15 protein-coding genes are annotated in these 18,866 nt (G+C 58.7%); 7 read left to right on the forward strand and 8 right to left on the reverse strand.

Translation table 11 applies throughout. From position 1 onward, the window contains the following. Nucleotides 1–3: 3 nt before the first annotated feature. Nucleotides 4–717, forward strand: a complete 714-nt coding sequence (locus PspTeo4_RS17170; protein WP_322365103.1) for a phosphocholine cytidylyltransferase family protein — start codon at nucleotides 4–6, stop codon at nucleotides 715–717. 100 nt (nucleotides 718–817) lie between these two features. Here the strand turns inward: PspTeo4_RS17170 and PspTeo4_RS17175 are convergent, their stop codons facing one another. Together PspTeo4_RS17175 and PspTeo4_RS17180 are read right to left on the reverse strand one after the other, a co-directional pair. Next, a complete protein-coding gene (locus PspTeo4_RS17175; RefSeq protein WP_322365104.1) occupies nucleotides 818–2,233 on the reverse strand; it encodes a DUF726 domain-containing protein in 1,416 nt (471 codons plus the stop codon). A 27-nt stretch (nucleotides 2,234–2,260) separates the two neighbouring features. After that, nucleotides 2,261–2,977, reverse strand: a complete 717-nt coding sequence (locus PspTeo4_RS17180) for a hypothetical protein (RefSeq protein ID WP_322365105.1) — start codon at nucleotides 2,975–2,977, stop codon at nucleotides 2,261–2,263. A gap of 263 nt (nucleotides 2,978–3,240) precedes the next feature. Here PspTeo4_RS17180 and PspTeo4_RS17185 point away from each other — a divergent pair, with 263 nt between their 5' ends. Beyond that, nucleotides 3,241–5,652 carry a TonB-dependent siderophore receptor gene (locus PspTeo4_RS17185; RefSeq protein WP_322365106.1) on the forward strand — a complete coding sequence of 804 codons (2,412 nt, stop codon included), beginning with the start codon at nucleotides 3,241–3,243 and terminating at the stop codon, nucleotides 5,650–5,652. 194 nt (nucleotides 5,653–5,846) lie between these two features. After that, a complete protein-coding gene (locus PspTeo4_RS17190) occupies nucleotides 5,847–7,568 on the forward strand; it encodes a SulP family inorganic anion transporter (protein WP_322365107.1) in 1,722 nt (573 codons plus the stop codon). 78 nt (nucleotides 7,569–7,646) lie between these two features. Here the strand turns inward: PspTeo4_RS17190 and PspTeo4_RS17195 are convergent, their stop codons facing one another. The 6 genes from PspTeo4_RS17195 to ppk2 all read right to left on the reverse strand — a co-directional run bounded on the left by PspTeo4_RS17195 (nucleotide 7,647) and on the right by ppk2 (nucleotide 15,120). Next, nucleotides 7,647–8,672, reverse strand: coding sequence for a DUF2955 domain-containing protein (locus PspTeo4_RS17195; RefSeq protein ID WP_322365108.1), 1,026 nt, complete (start codon nucleotides 8,670–8,672; stop codon nucleotides 7,647–7,649). Continuing rightward, a complete protein-coding gene (locus tag PspTeo4_RS17200) occupies nucleotides 8,662–9,765 on the reverse strand; it encodes an HlyD family secretion protein (protein ID WP_322365109.1) in 1,104 nt (367 codons plus the stop codon). The genes PspTeo4_RS17195 and PspTeo4_RS17200 overlap by 11 nt, the downstream gene beginning before the upstream one ends. Next, complete coding sequence (locus PspTeo4_RS17205) at nucleotides 9,762–11,276, reverse strand: TolC family protein (protein ID WP_322365110.1); 1,515 nt, start codon at nucleotides 11,274–11,276, stop codon at nucleotides 9,762–9,764. The genes PspTeo4_RS17200 and PspTeo4_RS17205 overlap by 4 nt, the downstream gene beginning before the upstream one ends. A gap of 12 nt (nucleotides 11,277–11,288) precedes the next feature. Continuing rightward, a complete protein-coding gene (locus PspTeo4_RS17210; protein WP_322365111.1) occupies nucleotides 11,289–12,386 on the reverse strand; it encodes an AI-2E family transporter in 1,098 nt (365 codons plus the stop codon). 82 nt (nucleotides 12,387–12,468) lie between these two features. Continuing rightward, a complete protein-coding gene (locus PspTeo4_RS17220) occupies nucleotides 12,469–14,202 on the reverse strand; it encodes a monovalent cation:proton antiporter-2 (CPA2) family protein (RefSeq protein ID WP_416196960.1) in 1,734 nt (577 codons plus the stop codon). Between the two features lie 99 nt (nucleotides 14,203–14,301). Then, the gene (ppk2, locus tag PspTeo4_RS17225) at nucleotides 14,302–15,120 is read right to left on the reverse strand and encodes a polyphosphate kinase 2 (protein WP_322365112.1); all 819 of its coding nucleotides are present in this window, start codon (nucleotides 15,118–15,120) and stop codon (nucleotides 14,302–14,304) included. Nucleotides 15,121–15,672: 552 nt separating this feature from the next. Between ppk2 and PspTeo4_RS17230 the strand changes: the two genes are divergently transcribed. The 4 genes from PspTeo4_RS17230 (at nucleotide 15,673) to PspTeo4_RS17245 (ending at nucleotide 18,796) form a co-directional block, all read left to right on the forward strand. After that, a complete protein-coding gene (locus PspTeo4_RS17230) occupies nucleotides 15,673–15,876 on the forward strand; it encodes a hypothetical protein (RefSeq protein WP_322365113.1) in 204 nt (67 codons plus the stop codon). 68 nt (nucleotides 15,877–15,944) lie between these two features. After that, nucleotides 15,945–16,811 (forward strand): McbB family protein, encoded by an 867-nt coding sequence (locus PspTeo4_RS17235; RefSeq protein ID WP_322365114.1) that lies wholly within the window; start codon nucleotides 15,945–15,947, stop codon nucleotides 16,809–16,811. Then, nucleotides 16,808–17,599 (forward strand): SagB/ThcOx family dehydrogenase, encoded by a 792-nt coding sequence (locus PspTeo4_RS17240; RefSeq protein ID WP_322365115.1) that lies wholly within the window; start codon nucleotides 16,808–16,810, stop codon nucleotides 17,597–17,599. Before PspTeo4_RS17235 ends, PspTeo4_RS17240 begins: the two co-directional genes overlap by 4 nt. A gap of 3 nt (nucleotides 17,600–17,602) precedes the next feature. Then, the gene (locus PspTeo4_RS17245) at nucleotides 17,603–18,796 is read left to right on the forward strand and encodes a YcaO-like family protein (RefSeq protein WP_322365116.1); all 1,194 of its coding nucleotides are present in this window, start codon (nucleotides 17,603–17,605) and stop codon (nucleotides 18,794–18,796) included. The last annotated feature ends 70 nt before the right edge of the window (nucleotides 18,797–18,866 follow it).

The following is an 18,866-nucleotide window of genomic DNA, read 5'->3' on the forward strand; positions in this document are numbered from 1 at the left end:
GTTGTGAAAGCCATTATTTTGGCTGCCGGACGTGGCAGCCGCATGAAAAGCCTTACGGACGAGCGTCCGAAGTGCATGGTCGAATTGCGAGGCAAGCCATTGTTGGAGTGGCAACTCGCAGCTCTGCACGATGCAGGGATTAGCGACATAGCCATCGTGACGGGTTACAAGCGAGAGCTATTGGCAGACCAAGGGCTGATCGAGTTTCATAATCCACGCTGGGCGCAAACCAATATGGTGTCGTCATTGGCGTGTGCTGAGTCCTGGTTGCAAGATGAGCCTTGCATCATCAGTTACTCCGATATCTTCTACAGCGCTGCGGCGGTCCAGTCGTTGATGGCGTGCACGGCATCCCTGGCAGTCACCTATGACCCGAATTGGCTGGCGCTGTGGACGGACCGTTTTGGCGACCCGTTACTGGACGCTGAAACCTTTTGCCTGACACCTGCTGGTACTCTGGCCGAAATCGGCAACAAGCCGACATCGGTACACGATATTCAGGGCCAATACATGGGGCTTCTGCGTTTCACACCTGAGGGATGGGCAGAAGTCGTTCGGCTACGCTCAACAATGCCTCCGGAACAATGCGACAAAGTGCATATGACCCACACGCTTCAGCAAGTCATTGATGCAGGGCGGATCCCGATACATGCCCTCGCCTATGCCGGCGAATGGGGTGAGGTGGACTCTTCTGAGGATCTTCTTCTGTATCAATAAATGGGGATACCAGGAAAGCCGCGACACAAAAAACCCCTTGGGCAGAAATGCCCAAGGGGTTTTCTTTTGGCCACATGGCAGGGCTGTCAGTCTAAACAGGTCAATTGTTCAGGTACTGCTTACTCAGCTTCACCCGGGCATGGAAGATGATCGCCACCGTCGGAATCAACGCCGAATAACCGGGTTTCAAGGCAGTCAGCAAGTTGGTGACGACACGCCCGAATGTCGAGGCCGCTCGCTCCGCCACCTGGGCAGCGCTGACCGCTGCGACGGCCTGGCCAGAGTCCTTGGTCGCCGGTGTCTTCTTGACGTAAGAGGCCAAGGTAAGGCGCTCGGCCAATACGTCTACCTGCTGAAAGTACTCATCTGCCGACAGCCCTTTCACCACCGTCAAGGTATCGGTGCACAACGGGTGCCCCTCCGGAAAACTGTGCTCGAAAAACTTGCGAACCAACGCCGCCTCGACCTCAAGAACAGAGGCGCAATCGTGCAGCGCCTTGCTCAGGTCGAAATGGCTGACCAGCATCTCCAGGGCATCGGCGTACTGCAAGCCGCGTCTGCGAGCAAGATTAGCCAGACAATGACCAGCGACTAACTGAAATTCACGGGTAAAGCCGTAGAGCCGGTCCTGGTGATCGAGGCGTGCCCAACTGCTGGTTTGAAGATGCTTGATGGCTTCGTCCAGTACCTTGGGCGGCGAGAGTTCGATAACGTCATGCAACAGATAATCGTCACGGACAGGGTCTGCACCTGAGGCGTCAGCCTGGCCAAGCGGGGCCGGATACTGCTGGCCCTTGAACCCCGCAAAACCACTTTTGGTCAGCACTTCATGCAGTTTCGGCCAGTAATCCGTGTGCCCGAAGCCGTCCATCGAAACGTTTTCGAAATGCTCAACCGCTTTACGACCAAGGCACGCTTCATCGATGCACATGCGCAAGGTTTTGTCGTTGGCAGACCAGGCGTTGTAGAGCGTGCCCTTGATCTGGGACTTGAGTTGCAACGCTTCTTTCGCACTGACTTCGACGGCGGCGGCCATCAGCAATACATCACGAATGGGCAGGTCGAAGCTCCCAGGTTGAAGCGCCATCTTACGCAGGGCACTTACCACCACGCGCCCACCAAGAGAATGACCAACCAGATTCACCGAGGCCACATACGGATGATGCTTGATCAGATAGCTGTCCAGCTCGGCGAGCAGAGCGTGGCCCATGGTCTCGGCCCTAAGGCGACTGCGGGTGAAGTGCCGGACCCGGTCGCTCACAAACCCCATCACCCCCTGAGCGGTGTTTCCCAGGCCGCCAGCCATGGACTTCACGGTCTCCCAGTCCATCTCCAGAATGTGGCCCGAAGGCCAAAAGCCAAAGATGTTGAGGCCGTCTTGGAAAGTCGTGGGAATGCTCCTGGACAACGACCGCCGGTCCCGCAGATCGTGCCCGGCGCTATAGCCATGGATGAATACATTGGCCACGGTACCGTTACCATGCGGCAATGTCAGAAACTTGAAATGCGTATCCAACGGTGAAACTCCAGCACACTGGCTCGCTCAGTAGAAGAAATTCGCTTCGGTTTTCTTGTCCCGGCCGACTACCACGCTCTGGTCGATCCGGCAGGCCGTCGGGGTGTCATTAGCCCCCCAGTGCTGGCAGTAGAAGCGGCCTTCGTTCACCGCCTCGCCTTCCTCCGTGAATACTTCGATCACGGCGTTCCACAGAGACACCCGCGGGGCATCGCTGGTGGGGTCGAGGCAAAGCAGATGCGTGATCTGCAATTCGTCCTCGTCGTTGGCCTGGTAGCCTTGGTAACCGATCACCAGCAGCCAATGCCCGGAACCGCCCTCCCAGTCGACGCCGACGATGGGAATCTTGCGATCATCGATGGCATCGGCGATGTTCCGGATGGTCTTCTTGCGCCGCGAGGCCACTTCCAGCACCTCGGTCGTAACTCCGACCCGCTTGAAGCTATCGACCAGCCACTCCACATCGAAGTCGTCGGTACCATCGGAAACCAGGGCACCGAAGATGGCGAGCGATTCGCGAAAACGCCCCAGACGCGTCCGCCCATCGAAGCTGTCCAATGATCGCGCATCTTCGCGCGTTATCACACCCAGTGCGATCAGAGTCATCACGACACAGTAGGGCCCACAGGCACCGTCCATTTCGCCTTGGCGCAGGTGAACCAGATCATGGGATTTCGGATGGGCAAATGTCACCGGGCCATTGGGCGACACGGAAAGCCATGGGCTTACGAACATGCGATTCATGCAACATCAGTCCTTGAAGGGAAACCGGCAGCCGCCACGGGCAACGGCAAGAGCGAGGCAATATGCCACCCCCTAACTTGCGCTTACAAGCTCAACCCCCGGAATCGCTTGGCGATACGGAGGTTTAACGCTCGAAGGCAAAGCCCCGGCAAATGTTTTCCACAAATTTGAAAATAAAATGATGTAATTTCTCATTCTCGTTCGACCTGTAAGGAAGGCCGGAATACAGGCCAATCTGCCGACCCCTTCCACGGAGCGAGAATATGAGTTCGTCACCTGTTCCACAGCGCCATCCCTTGAGTCGTGCCATTCAGGCTGCGGCCTTGGGGTTGATCGTCAGCAGCTACGCACTGGCGTCGCAGGCGCAACCTTCGAGCGCTGATCACAGCCAACAGGTTCATCAGTGGAACATCCCTGCCGGCCCATTGGCACCGGCACTTGACCGCTTTGCGCGTGAGGCAGGCATCAGCCTTTCCTTCGATGCGCCAAGCGTGGCGAACCGCAATACTCCGGGCGTCAGCGGCGCGCTCGATACACCGACAGCGCTGTCGACGCTGCTTCAGGGCAGCGATTTGCAGAGTGCACAGCAAGGTCCAACGTCCTACCTGCTGATACCTGCCGAAAAGCCTGACGGCCCGCTCGACCTTGGAGCATCCGCAACAGAGGATTACCGCCTCGCGCCGGTCATCATCAACGCCAAGGTCAAGGCCAGCGCCGATGACGACAGCAACTCGGTGGTGGCCAAGGAACTCTGGGTCGGCGGCAAGGTGGCGACCAGTATCCTCAACACCCCCGCCTCTGTGTCCGTGGTCACCCGCAAGGAAATGGAGCAGCGCAGCGTCAGCACCACAGAAGAGGCCCTGCAATACACCCCGGGTGTGGTCAGCGACTATTACGGCACCGACGACCGCAACGACTACTTCCAGATCCGTGGTTTCCAGGCCACCACCTACCGTGACGGCTTGACCCTGAGTTCGATGCGCGGTGTGCGTGAAGACCCTTTCGCCTATGAGCGCATCGAGATTCTGCGTGGAGCCAACTCCACGCTGTTCGGCCCGGCAGACCCGGGAGGCTCGGTGAACTTCGTGAGCAAGCAGCCGCGCTTCGAGTCTTTCGGCCAGGGTTACGTGACCTACGGCTCCTTCGACCACGCCGAGACAGGCATCGATGTCGGAAATGCGCTGAACGACGACAACACCCTGGCCGGCCGCTTCACCGCCAAGGTGCAGAACAGCGACCGCGAGTACGATCACTCGCAGGATGACAGCCGGCTGGTGATGGGAGGCCTCACCTGGGCGCCCACTGACTACACGTCGGCCACCATGGTGCTGGACTACCTGAAAACCAACAGTTCGCCTAACAGCGGTGGTTATCCACTGGACAAGGAATACGACCGCAGCGACTTCTTCGGTGAACCCAGCTACAACTTCCACGATGTCGAGCGCACCAGCCTCAGCGGCAACATCACCCACGACTTCGACAATGGCTTCGTGCTGCGCAGCAACCTGCGTTACAGCGAACTCACCGATGACTTCGGTTATGTCTACCTGAGCGACAGCGCCTCGCGTGTCGGCACCACGATTCCTCGCTACGTCTTTGGCACCGACAGCGACTCCAATCAGTTCAACAGCAACCTGATGCTGCAATACGACGCCCAATTCGAGCACGTCGACAGCAGCACCCTGGTGGGCGTGGAGTACCTCGATTCGTCGAGCAAAAGCAGCTCCGTCTACGACGTGACGTCTTCCATCGACATTGCCAACCCCGTGTTTACCGGTGTTCCAGGCGGCATAACGCCCTACACCAGCGAGAAGAACGACGCGACAACCAAGGCTGTGTTCCTCCAGCAGAACTTGTCGTTCTACGATCGTTTCATCGTCACGGCTGGTGTGCGCAACGACTCCATGGACCTGTCCAGCAAGGGCTACAACCTGTTCTCCAGCCCGGTGCAGTACGACAACAGCGACAGCTTCTCCGAGACCAGTTACCGCGGTGCGCTGACCTATATCGTCAACGATGAGGTCTCCACCTATGTGAGCATGGTGGAGTCCGTCTCGCCTCCCGAAGTTGGCGTTACCCCCCAGACAGGCAAGCAGTACGAAGTGGGCGTGAAGTATTCGCCCATGGGGATGGACGCACTGTTCTCGGCAGCCGTTTATGACCTGACCCAGGAGAACGTCACCATCGCCGTGGTACTGCCTAGCGGCATCATCGAGCAGCAGACCGTCGGCGAGTCGCGAGTACGCGGCCTCGATCTGGAGGCCAAGGCACAGGTGACGGAGAACGTCAGCCTGGTCGGTGGTTATTCCTACATGGACTCCGAGGTCGTACGCGGCACGTTGTACGACGGCAGCTCGATCAAGGGCAACGCGCTGACCACTGCACCGAAACATTCCGCTTCGCTGTGGACCTACTACGACGTGCCCGGTACTGACGTCAGCGTTGGCTTGGGCGCACGCTATGTCGGCGCCTATTACATGGATGCCGCCAACGACAAGAAAACCGATGGCACCACACTGTTCGACGCCGCGTTCAACTACGAGATCGCCAAGGGCACCAACCTTGCCGTGAATGTCAGCAACCTGTTCGACGAGCAGCACGTGGTCGGTTCCGGCACGGCGAACTACTACAACCCGGGCCGTGAAGTGACTGCCAAGGTGAGCTACAACTGGTAAGCCACCGTTAACCAGCATCACGAACCAACCCCTTGAGAGCTGAAGCTTCAAGGGGTTTTGTTTTTTATCGACTACCCGTTCGGCAAGCGTCTTGCCTATCGCAAGCTTTGCCAGCTCCCTCGGGACTCAGCATCTAAGCTAGTTCAGAGCGGGCTTCCAAGCGATTCCTGCGCTCATTTTCCGGAGCCAGCACCATGCACGAAACGCCCCCCTCCTCTCGCTTCGACTGGCAACGCTGGCTGCCCGGTCTGGCCACCCTGCTGCACTACCAGCCCGCCTGGCTGCCCAAGGACATCGCCGCCGGCCTGGTCCTGACCACCATGCTGGTCCCGGTGGGCATCGCCTATGCCGAAGCGTCCGGCGTACCGGGCATTTATGGTCTGTACGCCACCATCATCCCGTTGCTGGCCTACGCCCTGTTCGGCCCCAGCCGCATTCTGGTGCTAGGCCCAGATTCGGCACTGGCGGCGCCCATCCTCGCTGTTGTGGTGCAATACGCCGCCAGCGACCCGCAGCGGGCCATCACCATTGCCAGCATGATGGCCCTGGTGGCCGGCGCGTTCTGCATGATCGCTGGACTGCTGCGCCTGGGCTTCATCACCGAACTGCTGTCCAAACCGATCCGCTATGGCTACATGAACGGCATCGCGCTGACGGTGTTGATCAGCCAGTTGCCCAAGCTGTTTGGCCTTTCGTTCGACAGCCAAGGCCCGTTACGCGACCTCTGGCAACTGGCCCAGGCCTTGTTTGCCGGCCAAGGCCACTGGCCGAGCTTCGCCGTGGGTGGCGCCAGCCTGGCGTTGATTCTGCTGCTCAAACCCTACAAGCGGATCCCGGGCATCCTGATCGCGGTAATGCTGGCAACCCTGGCGGTGAGCTTGCTGGGCCTGGATGAAAAGGGCGTGAAAGTGCTTGGCGAGTTGCCGCAAGGGCTACCCAGCTTTGCCTTCCCATGGTTGAGCGACATCGACCTGGTGGAGGTGCTGCTGGGCGGTATCGCCGTGGCACTGGTGTCGTTCGCCGACACCAGTGTGCTGTCGCGCTCCTACGCTGCCCGCCTGAAGACATCGGTGAACCCGAACCAGGAGATGTTCGGCCTGGGGGTGGCCAACCTGGCATCCGGGCTGTTCCAGGGTATTCCCATCAGCAGCAGCTCATCACGCACTCCGGTTGCCGAAGCCGCCGGCTCCAAAACCCAACTGACCGGCATCATCGGCGCGCTGGCGGTCACGCTGTTGTTGCTGGTGGCGCCCAACCTGATGCGCCACCTGCCCAACAGCGCCCTGGCGGCAGTAGTGATCGCCGCCGCGCTGGGGCTGTTCGAGTTCGCCGACCTCAAGCGCATCTTCCGTATGCAGCAATGGGAGTTCTGGCTGTCGTTCACCTGCTTCGTCGGCGTGGCCGTGTTTGGCGCCATTCCCGGTATCTGCATCGCCGTGGTGATCTCGGTGATCGAATTCCTCTGGGACGGCTGGCGTCCGCATTTCGCCGTGCTCGGTCGCGTGGACGGCACCCGCGGCTACCACGACGTACAGCGCCACCCGAACGCCCGGCGTATACCTGGGCTGGTGTTGCTGCGCTGGGATGCACCGCTGTTCTTCGCCAACGCCGAACAGTTCCAGAACACGGTGCTGGCGGCTATCGACGAGTCACCGACCCCGGTTCAACGACTGGTGATTGCGGCAGAGCCTGTGACCAGCATCGACATCACCTCTGCCGACATGCTCGCCGAACTGGACCGCATTCTCGAATCTCGCGGCGTGGAGCTGCAATTTGCCGAGATGAAAGACCCAGTGAAGGACAAGATGAAGCGCTTCGAGCTGTTTCATCGCATTGGTGCAGAGGCGTTTCACCCCACGGTTGGCGCTGCCGTGGATGCTTATCTCGAAGACACGGGGATCGACTGGCAGCCCTAGGCTAGCCGTCCCGGCCTCTTCGCGGGTAAACCCGCTCCCACAGGGTCGGTGCATGGTTCAAGGGATGTGGGAGCGGGTTTACCCGCGAAGAGGCCGATGCGGTTCGACACGGCGCCTGTCGATCCAGATCAACATCCCACTGGCATACAGCGACACCGCCACAAACAGCGCCATCCGCACGGCAAACGCCCGGTAAACATCCTGCCCTGCCGCACTGTCCTGCACCGATTGCCCTAGCAGAATCAGAAAGGTCGTCAGGCAGCTGACCCAGTACGCCGGGCTCTGCCGTGTCAGCACCGCCTGGTAGAGCCTTCGCGCCTGCCACAGGCACAACAGCAACACCCACAGGAAGAACATCCACAAGTGCACGAACAGGCCAAGTGCGCCCCACACCAGAATCGCCAGCACCCCGGCCAGTAAAGTCGAGCCGATCAACTCGCGGCTGGCATGCCGGGCGCGGGTCTCGCCAGCTTGCTGGCCCAGGCTCACCGACTTCATGATCAGCGGCATGTACTGGTCCGGTGCGATCAGCGCCAACAGAAACGCCGGCATCACGATCAGCGTGGCGCGCAGGGCCACCCAACCGACCTCGTCGCCGCTCAGGCGCGCCGGGGCGGGTGGCGCAGGCGCGTCGGCGGGCTCCGGGAACAGCAGGTGCACGAAAGCACAGCCCAAGGTTGCCAGGAGCATGCCCTTGGCCATGGCCTCGACCACCGACAACGCCAGGGTGAAGTCGCTGGTACCCGCCGCCGCGATCATGGTCAGGCCGATGACCAGCAGGTTGGCCAGCAAACCGTTGCCGCCCTGCAAGGCATAGCGCAGCACCAGGTACACGCCCACGCCGACCAACAGCACCCCGCTCACCGGGGCATGACGCAGCAACGGAATCAGCAGCAGGCCGCTGCCACAACTGAGCAATACCAGCAGCGCCAACAACGGCGCGGCGCGCAGCGGCAAGGGTTGGCTGCGCATGGCCAGCAGCAGCACGGCAAACACCGGCGCCAGAATCGGCACTGGCAGGGCCAGACCGAAACTGATCGCCAGGCACAGCGCAGTGCCCCAGGCCAGGCGCAGTGCACGCAGGCGCCGCAACTCAATAGGCATAGGACATCCAGCTCATCAGCCACATGAACACCCTGCCCAACAGGTTCAAAGGGTTACCCTCGCTGGGCAACGCCATGACTTCGGCCTGGCCGCCAACCCGCAGGCCGGCTGCGCTTTGCAGCTGATCGCGCTCCAACTCGACGATCACCGGGAAACGTTGCGCCGAACGCAACCACTCGCGGCTGTTCTGCACGGTCGGCAAGCTGCCGGGCGGAGTGCTCTGGCCGACGCTCACGCCACGGCCGATGCTGCGCACACGCCCGCGCAGCACGCTGCCGGGTAGCGCATCGAGCACTACCAGCACCGGCGTTCCGGGCTGCAGGTGGCCGAGGTTGTTCTCGGTCATGTCGGCACTTATCCACAGGTCATGGATAGCGATCAGGGTCATCATCGGGCTGCCTGCCGCGACGTAATGGCCCACGTCGGTACGCAGGTCGGTGATCAGGCCGTTGGCATCTGCCCTCACCACGGTGCGGGCCAGGTCCAGACGGGCCTTTTCCACGTTGGCCGCCGCGCTGCGCATTTGGGCGTTGTCCGCCTCTGCGCCACCCTGCTGTTCACGGGCACGCTCGACTTCCGCCCGGGCCGCCGCCACCTGGCTGATAGCTTGGTCACGGGTCGCCTGCGCGCCTTCCAGGCGCCGCACTGACACCGTGCCGGGGTCTTCGTCGATCAGCCGCTTCAACCGTTCGGCATCCTGCCGCGCCTTGCGCTCGTTGGCCTGGGCGGCCACCAGAGCGGCCTGGGCCGAATCGATGCCGGCGGTGTGAGCGCCGATCTGCCGACGCGTGGTGTCCAGGTCGGCTTCGGCTCGTGCCAGGGCGATGCGGTACTGCTCCGGGTCCAGCTCGAACAGCACATCGCCCCTTCGTACTTCCTGGTTGTTGCCTACCGCCACACGCTTTATCTGGCCGGCCACCTCGGCACTCACCGGCACCACATAAGCCTGCAGGCGAGCCTGCTGGGTGTAGGGCGTGAAGCGGTCAGCCAGCAGGTACCAGAGCAAACTCACGGCGATCAAAAGCAACACCCAGCGCATGCCCCGGTCCGGCGCGGGCGCTTGCTTCGGCGGTGTACCCTGGGCGTCGCTCATGGTTGCTCACCTGTCTTCTGATTTTCAGGGGCCGGCTCGTCGAGCAGCGTTCCCCAGTCGGTGCGTTGCTGCATCTGCTGGCGGGTTTGCGCCGGGATGGGCTGGCCAACCTGCTCCCATCCGCCGCCGAGCGCCTTGTACAGGTTCACCAGGCTGCTGACGGCGTTACCCCGGCTGACCAGGTACCCGTCCTGCTGCTGCAACAGCAATTGCTGGGCATCGAGCACGCGCTGAAAGTCAGCGAAGCCCTCGCGGTATTGCGAACTGGCCAGGGTCAGCGAACGCTGCGCGGCTTGCGACGCCTGCTCTCGAATGCCCGCGCTTTCCAGCGAGCGCACCAGGCCGCTGGCGGCATCGTCCGCCTCGCGTGCGGCATCGCGAACACTCTGCTGATACAACTCGATCAACTGCTGCAGACGCGCATCCTCCACCCGCACGGCATTCTTGCGCCTGCCGTAGTCGAACGGGTTCCAGATCAGGCTCGGCCCGGCAGCCAGGTCGAACGTGTCGGGCAAGTGGTTGGCCGTGACGAAGCTCCAGCCGATGCTGCCGAGCAAACTCAGCGAGGGATAAAGATCCGCCTCGGCAACACCGACAAGCGCCGACTGCGCGGCCACTGCCTGCTCGGCGGCGCGTATATCCGGGCGGCGTTGCAACAGGCTGGCCGGCACGTCCTGCAGAATCGCCTGGCCTGGCAGCGGCAGCTGGCCGTGACGCGCCTCAAGCTCCGGCAACGGGCCAGGCGGCCGGCCGATCAACGAGCAGAGCACGTTGCGCAAGGCATTGACCTGGTTCTGGAACTCGGGAATGGTCGCCTGGGTGGCCAGGTACTGAGTGCGCGCCTGTTGCCAGTCGAGTTCGTCGTGCTCGCCATGGCGGAACAACCGCTCGGTGATTTCCAGGCTGCGTGCCTGGCGCCTGGCGTTCTCCTCGGCAATGGCCAGGCGCGCCTCGGCGGTGCGCAGGCCGAAGTAGGTATCGGCCACCTGCGCGCGCAACAGCACCATGGCGTCGGCATAGTTGGCCTGGGAAGCGAAGTACACGGCATCGGCCGACTCGATGGCGCGGCTGAAGCGCCCCCAGAAGTCCACCTCCCAGGCAATGTCGAAACCCAGGCTGGACTGCCAGAACACCGAGTCGCGGGCGGTCGGGGTGCCGGACTGGTCCTGCTTCAGGTACAGGCTCTGCGCACGCAGCTGCTGCAACTGGGGATAGCGCCCGGTCTGGACGATGGCCAACTGCGCACGTGCCTCGACGATGCGCAGGCCTGCCACCCGCAGGTTGGTGTTGTGTGCATCGGCCTCGGCAATCAGCGCGTCCAGCGTCGGGTCGGCGAACACCGCCCACCACTGGCGCAGGTCCGGTGTTGCTGCCGTGTGCCCCGCCCGCTCCAGCAGTGGCGTGCTCCAGCCATGCAACCACGGGGCCTGCGGCTGTTCGAAATCCGGGCCGACCTGGCTACAGCCGGCCAGCGCCAGCAGCAGGATCAGGCCATGGCAGCGCGTCGCCATCGCAGGCCTGGCTCATGCCGCTGGTGGCACAGGTTGCTCCGGCACCTGCAACGCCACCCACTGCCAGAACAGCACATAGGTGACCCCAAGGATCACCGGGCCGATGAACAAACCGATGATGCCCTTCACCACCATGCCGCCCAGGGCTCCGATGAGCACCACCGGCATCGGCACGTCCACCCCGCGCCCCAGCAGCAGCGGTTTGAGCACGTTGTCGGCAAGCCCGGCGACGAAGGTGTAAACGGCGAAGATGATGGTCGCCGCAGTAAAGCCCTCGACGTTGAACACGTAGATGATCACCGGAATGGTTACCAGTGTCGCTGGCGCCTGGGCGATCCCCAGCATCAGTACGACAATGGCCAACATGCCCGCCCCTGGCACGCCCTTGATCACGAAACCAACGCCGATCAGCAGCATCTGGATAAAGGCAATGCCGATCACGCCCTGGGCTACCGCACGTATGGTCGCAGTGCACAGGTTGGCCAGCGGCTTGCCGCGCTCCTCACCGGATACGCGCATGGCGATGCGCTGCGCAGCGATCTCGCCACGCTCGCCAAAAGCCATGATCACGCCGGATATGATCACTGCGCCGATGAACAACAGGAACGCCCCGCCCGCGCTCGCCGCGGCCCCCAATACGGTGAGCCCCGCGCCTTTGAGGTGCGGCATCAGGTTGTTCATCACCGGGGCCAGACTTTCGGATGCCGACTGCCAGAAGGCATACAGCCGAGGCCCGATCAGTGGCCAGCCTGCCACCGACTCCGGTGGCGCAGGCACGCTCCAGCCCCCCTCCTTGAGCAGCGCAACCAGGCTCTGGACGGACTCGCCAATCGAAACCACCACCAGGTAGATCGGTACCAACAGCACCACCAGCACCAGCAAGACCACGAGCGTGGCGACATAACCGTTCTTGAGCCCAGTCCGCTGCTTGAGCCGGCCATACAGCGGATACAAGGTGACCGCCAGTATCACCGCCCAAAGCATCAACTCCAGAAACGGCTGGAACACCTGGAAGGCAAAGATCACCAAGGCTGCCACCAGCCCAGCCTTGATCAGCACGTCGAGCAGCCCTCGCGAGAGGGCGCTGTCCAGCTTGAAACCCGACTGCATGATTCACCTCCTGGCCGCATTCAGCGGATTGAGCGATCAGTGCGCCGCATGGCGCGGTGTCTGCTACGAGCTTTCATGGCGCTCAGCGAGCGTTCGGGAAATCACCACCGGAACCGTCCTGCCATTGCCGCTGCTCCTGCAAGCGGCGCGCCTCTTGCCGACTGTAGCGGTGTACCCAGGCAGCCGCCTGCTCTTCGCTGTAGCCCAGCATGATGAGGGCACGACGTGCCATCTCCAGGCTGGAGTGAAAGGTTTCGCGTACCGGGTCGGCGCCCATGGCGAGCAGGCGCTGGGCTTCCTGGCTGTCACGTGCGGCAGCGATTACCGGGGTCTGTGGATAAAGATGCGCCAGCACATCGGCAGTCTTGAGGTTGGACTGCGGGTCATCGGTGGCGACGATCACCAGCCTGGCCTGGTCGACCCTGGCTGCACGCAGGATCTCTGAGCGTGAGGGGTCGCCAAAGAACACCAACGGGCCATCTTTCTCACTGCCTTGCACCACCGCATCGACCGAGGCGTCCAACGCCACCAGGCGCACACCTTCACCATGCAGCATGCGGACAATGGCCGCGCCCATGCGCCCCAGGCCAGCCACCACCACCTGCGGCATTTCTTCGACATCCGGCAACGCTGCGGCGGCTGCAGCGACCGAGGCGTCGTCGCGCAACTGGCGGGCCAGGGCCATCATCACCAACGGCACCACGGCCATCGACAGGGTGATGGCCAGCACCAGCAAGTCATGCACCCGCTGCTCCAGCACCTGATGCTGCAGCGCCAGCTTGAACACGACGAAAGCGAACTCGCCGCCCGACGCCAGCACCACCGCCAGACACAGTGCCTGGGCCCGTTCCAGACCTCCGGCGAAGCGCCCCAGCACGAACAACAGCGGTAACTTGACCCCCACCAGCAACACGGTGAGCCCCAACACTTGCAGCGGCATGCTCAGTAGCAGACGCAGGTCGGCGGTCATCCCCACGCCAACGAAGAACAGCCCCAGTAGCAGCCCCTTGAGCGGCTCGATCTGCGACTCCAGCTCATGGCGAAACGGCGAATCGGCCATCACCACGCCCGCAAGGAAGGCGCCCAGGGCCATGGACACCCCGACATGCTCCATCACCCAGGCGGTGCCCAGCACCACCAGCAATGCAGTGGCAGTCGACAGTTCGTGCAGCCCTGAGCCGACAGTCCAGCGGAACACCGGCTGCAGCAGGTAGCGACCGGTGACGATCACCACCCCGACGCCCAATGCCACCGCCAGCAAGGGCCAACTGCCCTCCTCCGGGGGGCTCATGCCGGTGCCCAGCAGCGGCACCACGGCAATCAGCGGAATGGCCGCGATGTCCTGGAACAGCAGGATGCCCACGGCCAACCGCCCCTGCGGCTTGCCCAGCTCCCTGCGCTCGGCCAGCACCTGCAGGCCAAAAGCGGTGGACGACAGTGCCAGGCCCAGGCCCAGCACGATCGCCGCCTGCCGCGACTGGTCGAACAGCAGGTATGCCAGCAACCCCAGCACCACGGCGGTCAGCCCAACCTGCAGCGAGCCCACGCCAAACAGCGACCGGCGCATGGTCCACAGTCGGCGCGGCGAAAGCTCCAGGCCAATCACGAACAACAGCATCACCACACCCATCTCGGACAGGCGAGCAACGTTGTCGGGTTGTTTGATCAGGCCCAGCAATGAGGGGCCGATAAGAATACCGGCCAACAGATAGCCCGGTACCGCCCCCAGTTTAAGACGCTGCGCCAGCGGTACCAGCAGCACCACGGCCAGCAAGAAGACCACTGTCGCCTGTAGCAGACTGCCGTCATGTGGCATCGTCGCTCATCCCCTGGCTCCTTCGGGGTCGAACCCCGAATGTCGATACGGACCCTCTTGCCCAGGCCGACTGCCAACTGACGGGCTGTTAATCAGTCATCAAAAACGCTCCGGCACCACCTTGAAGGGGTAGTCCACAGCCTTGTACTTGCCGATCTTGCCGCGCTTGGGCAGCTTGACGATCTCTTCGCGGGTCACATCCTTGTACTCGATGCGCGACAGCAGGTGGCTGATGATGTTCAGCCGCGCACGCCGCTTGTCGTTGGAGTGCGCCATGAACCAAGGCGCCCAGGACGAGTCCGAGGCGGCGAACATCTCGTCGCGGGCACGGGTGTAGTCGTCCCAGCGCGAATAGGACTTCAGGTCCATCGGCGACAGTTTCCACAGCTTGCGCCCGTCGTTGATACGGTCCTGCAGGCGGCGGGTCTGCTCCTCGGCACTGACCTCCAGCCAGTACTTGATCAGGATGATCCCCGACTCGACCATCATCTTCTCGAACAGCGGCACCACGGTGAGGAACTTGCTGGCCTGCTCGTCGCTGCAGAACCCCATCACCCGCTCGACCCCGGCGCGGTTGTACCAGCTGCGGTCGAAGATCACTACCTCGCCAGCGGCAGGCAGATGCCTCAGGTAGCGTTGCACGTACATCTGCGATTTCTCGCGCTCGGTGGGTGCCGGCAGCGCAACCACCCGGAACACCCGCGGGCTGACCCGCTCGGTGATAGCTTTGATGGTCCCGCCCTTGCCTGCTCCGTCGCGGCCCTCGAAGACGATGCACACCTTCAGGCCCTTGGCCACAACCCATTCCTGAAGCTTGACCAGCTCGACGTGCAGCGGCTTGAGCGCTTTCTCATAGGCCTTGCCGCCCAGCTTTTCGTCGGTTGCCTGGGTGGCTTTCTTTTTGGCCGACTTGGACATGACCTTCTCCTGAAGGCGAATGAAGACTCAGTATGGTCGATTCATGGGGGTTTGCTGGTTGGCTTGCAATTGGGTGCAACTCGTTGTGAGGGGGTACTCATGTGCGCTATGGCTAGCTGAAGGTATGGAGACAGCCGAGATGTGGTGCAGGAGAGCAGTAGCATTCAAGGCTTGAGCGACACTCCAAAGTCATGAAATCCAAAAAAACTTGCTATCAGCAAAAAAAATTTAAACCCTTCTCAGCACCAGTCTCAAACTAAAAAAAGAATTGCCTTTCAAGAAAAACGAAAATTCGTACCGGAAAGCCAGAAAGATACTTAATTAATCTGCGGACTTTCACAAAGAAGCTGGGATTTCTGAAATATCCTACAGCGCATTCAGAGCATGCCGAAAGTTTAAACTTAAGAACAATCCGACAAACAGCCTAATAAAATAAACACAATAAACAAACATTCAGGCCACCCCCAAAAACCGCCAGTTGACGAGTTCTCCAATGCAAACTAAAACTTGATAACCCCGACAAAACGGGGCAATCATCCAAGGAGAAAAACTATGGAAACCGAATACGGCGTTACATTGCTTACATTCAAACCAAACAATGAAGAAAACTTGGAATCCGAGTTCTTCGGTGGTTCTGGAGGTGCAGGAGGCTGTGGTGGTAGCGGTGGATGTGGAGGCGGCGGCGGGTGCAGTGGAGGCAGTGGTGGTTCTGGCGGTAGTGGTGGGAACAATGGCATTAGCCTTGAACAATCCTGAGCTTAACTAGATGAGATACGCTCACGCTAAGTATACCTGCGGGAGCGTATCTCCCAAAGGAGAAATACATGAAAGCTTTAAGAGTATGTAATTATGAAGTTCTTAACTTCGAAACTGACCATTTAGTCTATTCCGCCAGCGGCATAACTAAAATCAAAAATAACAGCCTGACAAACGCGCTCAAGCAGCTAATAAAACTCAAGAAAACAGAAGTAGCCTACAAAAAAATTCAAGACATACTCCACAGCCAAGGCCTTTGCAGTGAGAGCACGGTAAAATTTTTGAGAGAAATATCTGTCCTCGGTGATCCACCAAGCAGTACTTACTTCGAAAAGGCTGTGATTTACTGCGATTGGGAGATTCCTCTCAGCGAAGCGAAAGCCTTGAAGCAGAGATCAAACTACAAATTAGAAATAAAACCATTAACAATCCCTACACACATAAAAAGCGCAACCCCAATACTTTTTATACTAGCCAGCCTAAGCTTTGACCTGCAAAAAGTAAGGGAAATCTACGACCAACTGGCTGACAATTATCCATCAAGCGGAATAAGCGTTGGGTTTGTCAGTGGCGCACACTTCCATCTTACCGAACCTTACATCCCCACACTCAAAAACCCTTGCGCCTTTTGCACCATAGACCGAGTAATTCATTATGAATCATTACGATCCAGCCACCATCACTGGAGTAGGCTTTTGGGGTTTTGCAACACCAATAGACTTCCCATGCCGAAAGCAGAGATAGATGAACTCCAGCATGCCCTAATTATAGGAGCCATTTCAAGATCCATAAAAAAACTAACAACGCATCAACCAATAAAAATGACCCAAGACAAAACCCTGCACTCTACAACCATAAACTTGGACACAGGAAATATAACAGAGGACGTTAGCGTGCACTGGCCGCTTTGCCGGTGCTTGGAGAGACGCGCATGAGCATACCTCATGATTACTATTTAAAATTTATTAGCAATGAAGTTCTAGACGACACCCTGATCTACCACAACAAAGGAAATTTTGTCATCCATAAAGCCACCCAGCACTTTAGCACGCTTCACCACATCCCCAACAAAGAACTAGAACAACTTACAGGAAACGAGCTAAAACTTAACATAAGTCAAAGCACAAGCAGTTGTCAAAATCTATCGCTCCCCGTACTACCTGTAGAGCATCACTTAAGAAGAAATGATTCATGCGCAAAATTTGACAATGGGCCTCTCGACTTTTGCAAAGTGCAAGCGCTACTCGCGCCTTTGCTGAAAAAGGAAAATTGTGGCTATAACCGGGGGTACCCTAGTGGAGGCGCTCTCTATCCTGTCGAGGTTTTCTGCTGCAACCTAAACAACCAGGTTAATCACTGGCCTACCGACAGTAACTGCCTGCACCTACTGCCAAGTTCTAGGAAGTTTGAAAACTACAGCCCAGAGATAAATATTCATGAACTACAAAAGTCTTTAATCCCGGAACCATTTGACTTGGGCACTCCATCCATTGCACTCATTTACTGCATTTACCTACCCAAAGCAATTTTTAAGTATAGATATCGCGGTTACCGACTCGCTCACATGGAAGCTGGCTCAATGTATATGTTGGTAGACCTGCGCTGCAAAGAATTGCGCCTGGAGAGCCGTCTTTGGTCCGGCTTCAGTGATCATGAGTTAGCGCAGCGGTTAAATCTTAACCCAACCTTATTTCTTCCGGCCTGCATTCAATTTATAGGGTAGGAAATGAACAACTACAATGAAATACACTTTCCAGTCAGACCTGACTTCCAATGCTCCCAACCAAACGCTGTCAAACACTTTCCACACAGCGTCGAATCCGGTAGCCGATGGAGCACTTACGGATCTAGCAGTGGATGGACGTCAGAAATCATAAAAGCAGCACATGGGGAATATCGAGAACGAACGCACTTCTATCTCGACATTGCCGTAGCAGAAAAAGCCACCCTAAACTCAAACTTATCTTTAGAGGAAGTATCTGAATTTACAAAAGCACTTGCTCAGACATCGATCAATGCGCCATGCAACTCAATCGAAGAGCACAGATTTGATTTAACTCACGCCTTTAGAATAAGCGACTTCAGCCCATGTAAAATCCCAACAGCCTGCATATCAATATCTCCAAGCAATAACGAATCCGACAACAATTTCTACCCATTCAGAGACACCTGCGGGTGCAGCACTCATGAAACCATGGAGAAGGCAATACATGGCGCGCTGAAAGAGTCACTTGAAAGACAGTTTCTTTTAAAATTTTGGCTGACAAAAACACACTCACACAGGATCCTTCATACAGTTGCACTGTTCACTTTACGAAACTCACCTTGCCAAAACCTCCTTAAAGAACTTTTGAAATGCGGAGAGTTGTGCATCTTGGATTTAACTGACAGAAACTTTCCCGGAAGCTGCATACTAATCTGCTACGGAAACAAAACCTCATCGAACACCGAAGTTAAATACTGCGCTGGAATGGCTTACAACAAGGATATTCTCAGTGCGTTGGAAAAAGCTCTGGTAGAGCTCTGGCAAACTTATCGTTTCATGCAGTCCTTCGCTGCTCGAAAAAGAAGCATCAAGGAGGTGGAAGACCCTTACCTGCGCCATTTTTTAGAATGCAACAGCTACAGCACCTACGAAGCAATACTTTGCACTGAAAACGCTTACCATCAAGATCTAAACACAAAAGAATTTACAAGCCGCAATCTGATCAAGTCGCTGAGAGAACTAAAACTCAACGGCTACCTATACCTTTACTCCCCTCCGACCGCACCCACCACGCATTTTTGCAAATACATATCCCCCAATTTATTTCTCCACATGAACAACTCATCAAAGCTCAACCTAATCAATCGATACTCGGAAAATTTCTCCCATAACATCAAACCCGAGCAATGCAGTAAAATGGTACCTTTCCCATGAAAAAAGACAACATTTCGCAAACCGCAAAGAGAATTTTCAACATATCAAAAGTGCTCACCATCGAGCAATG

This window comes from Pseudomonas sp. Teo4 (genome assembly GCF_034387475.1).
GTDB lineage: Bacteria > Pseudomonadota > Gammaproteobacteria > Pseudomonadales > Pseudomonadaceae > Aquipseudomonas.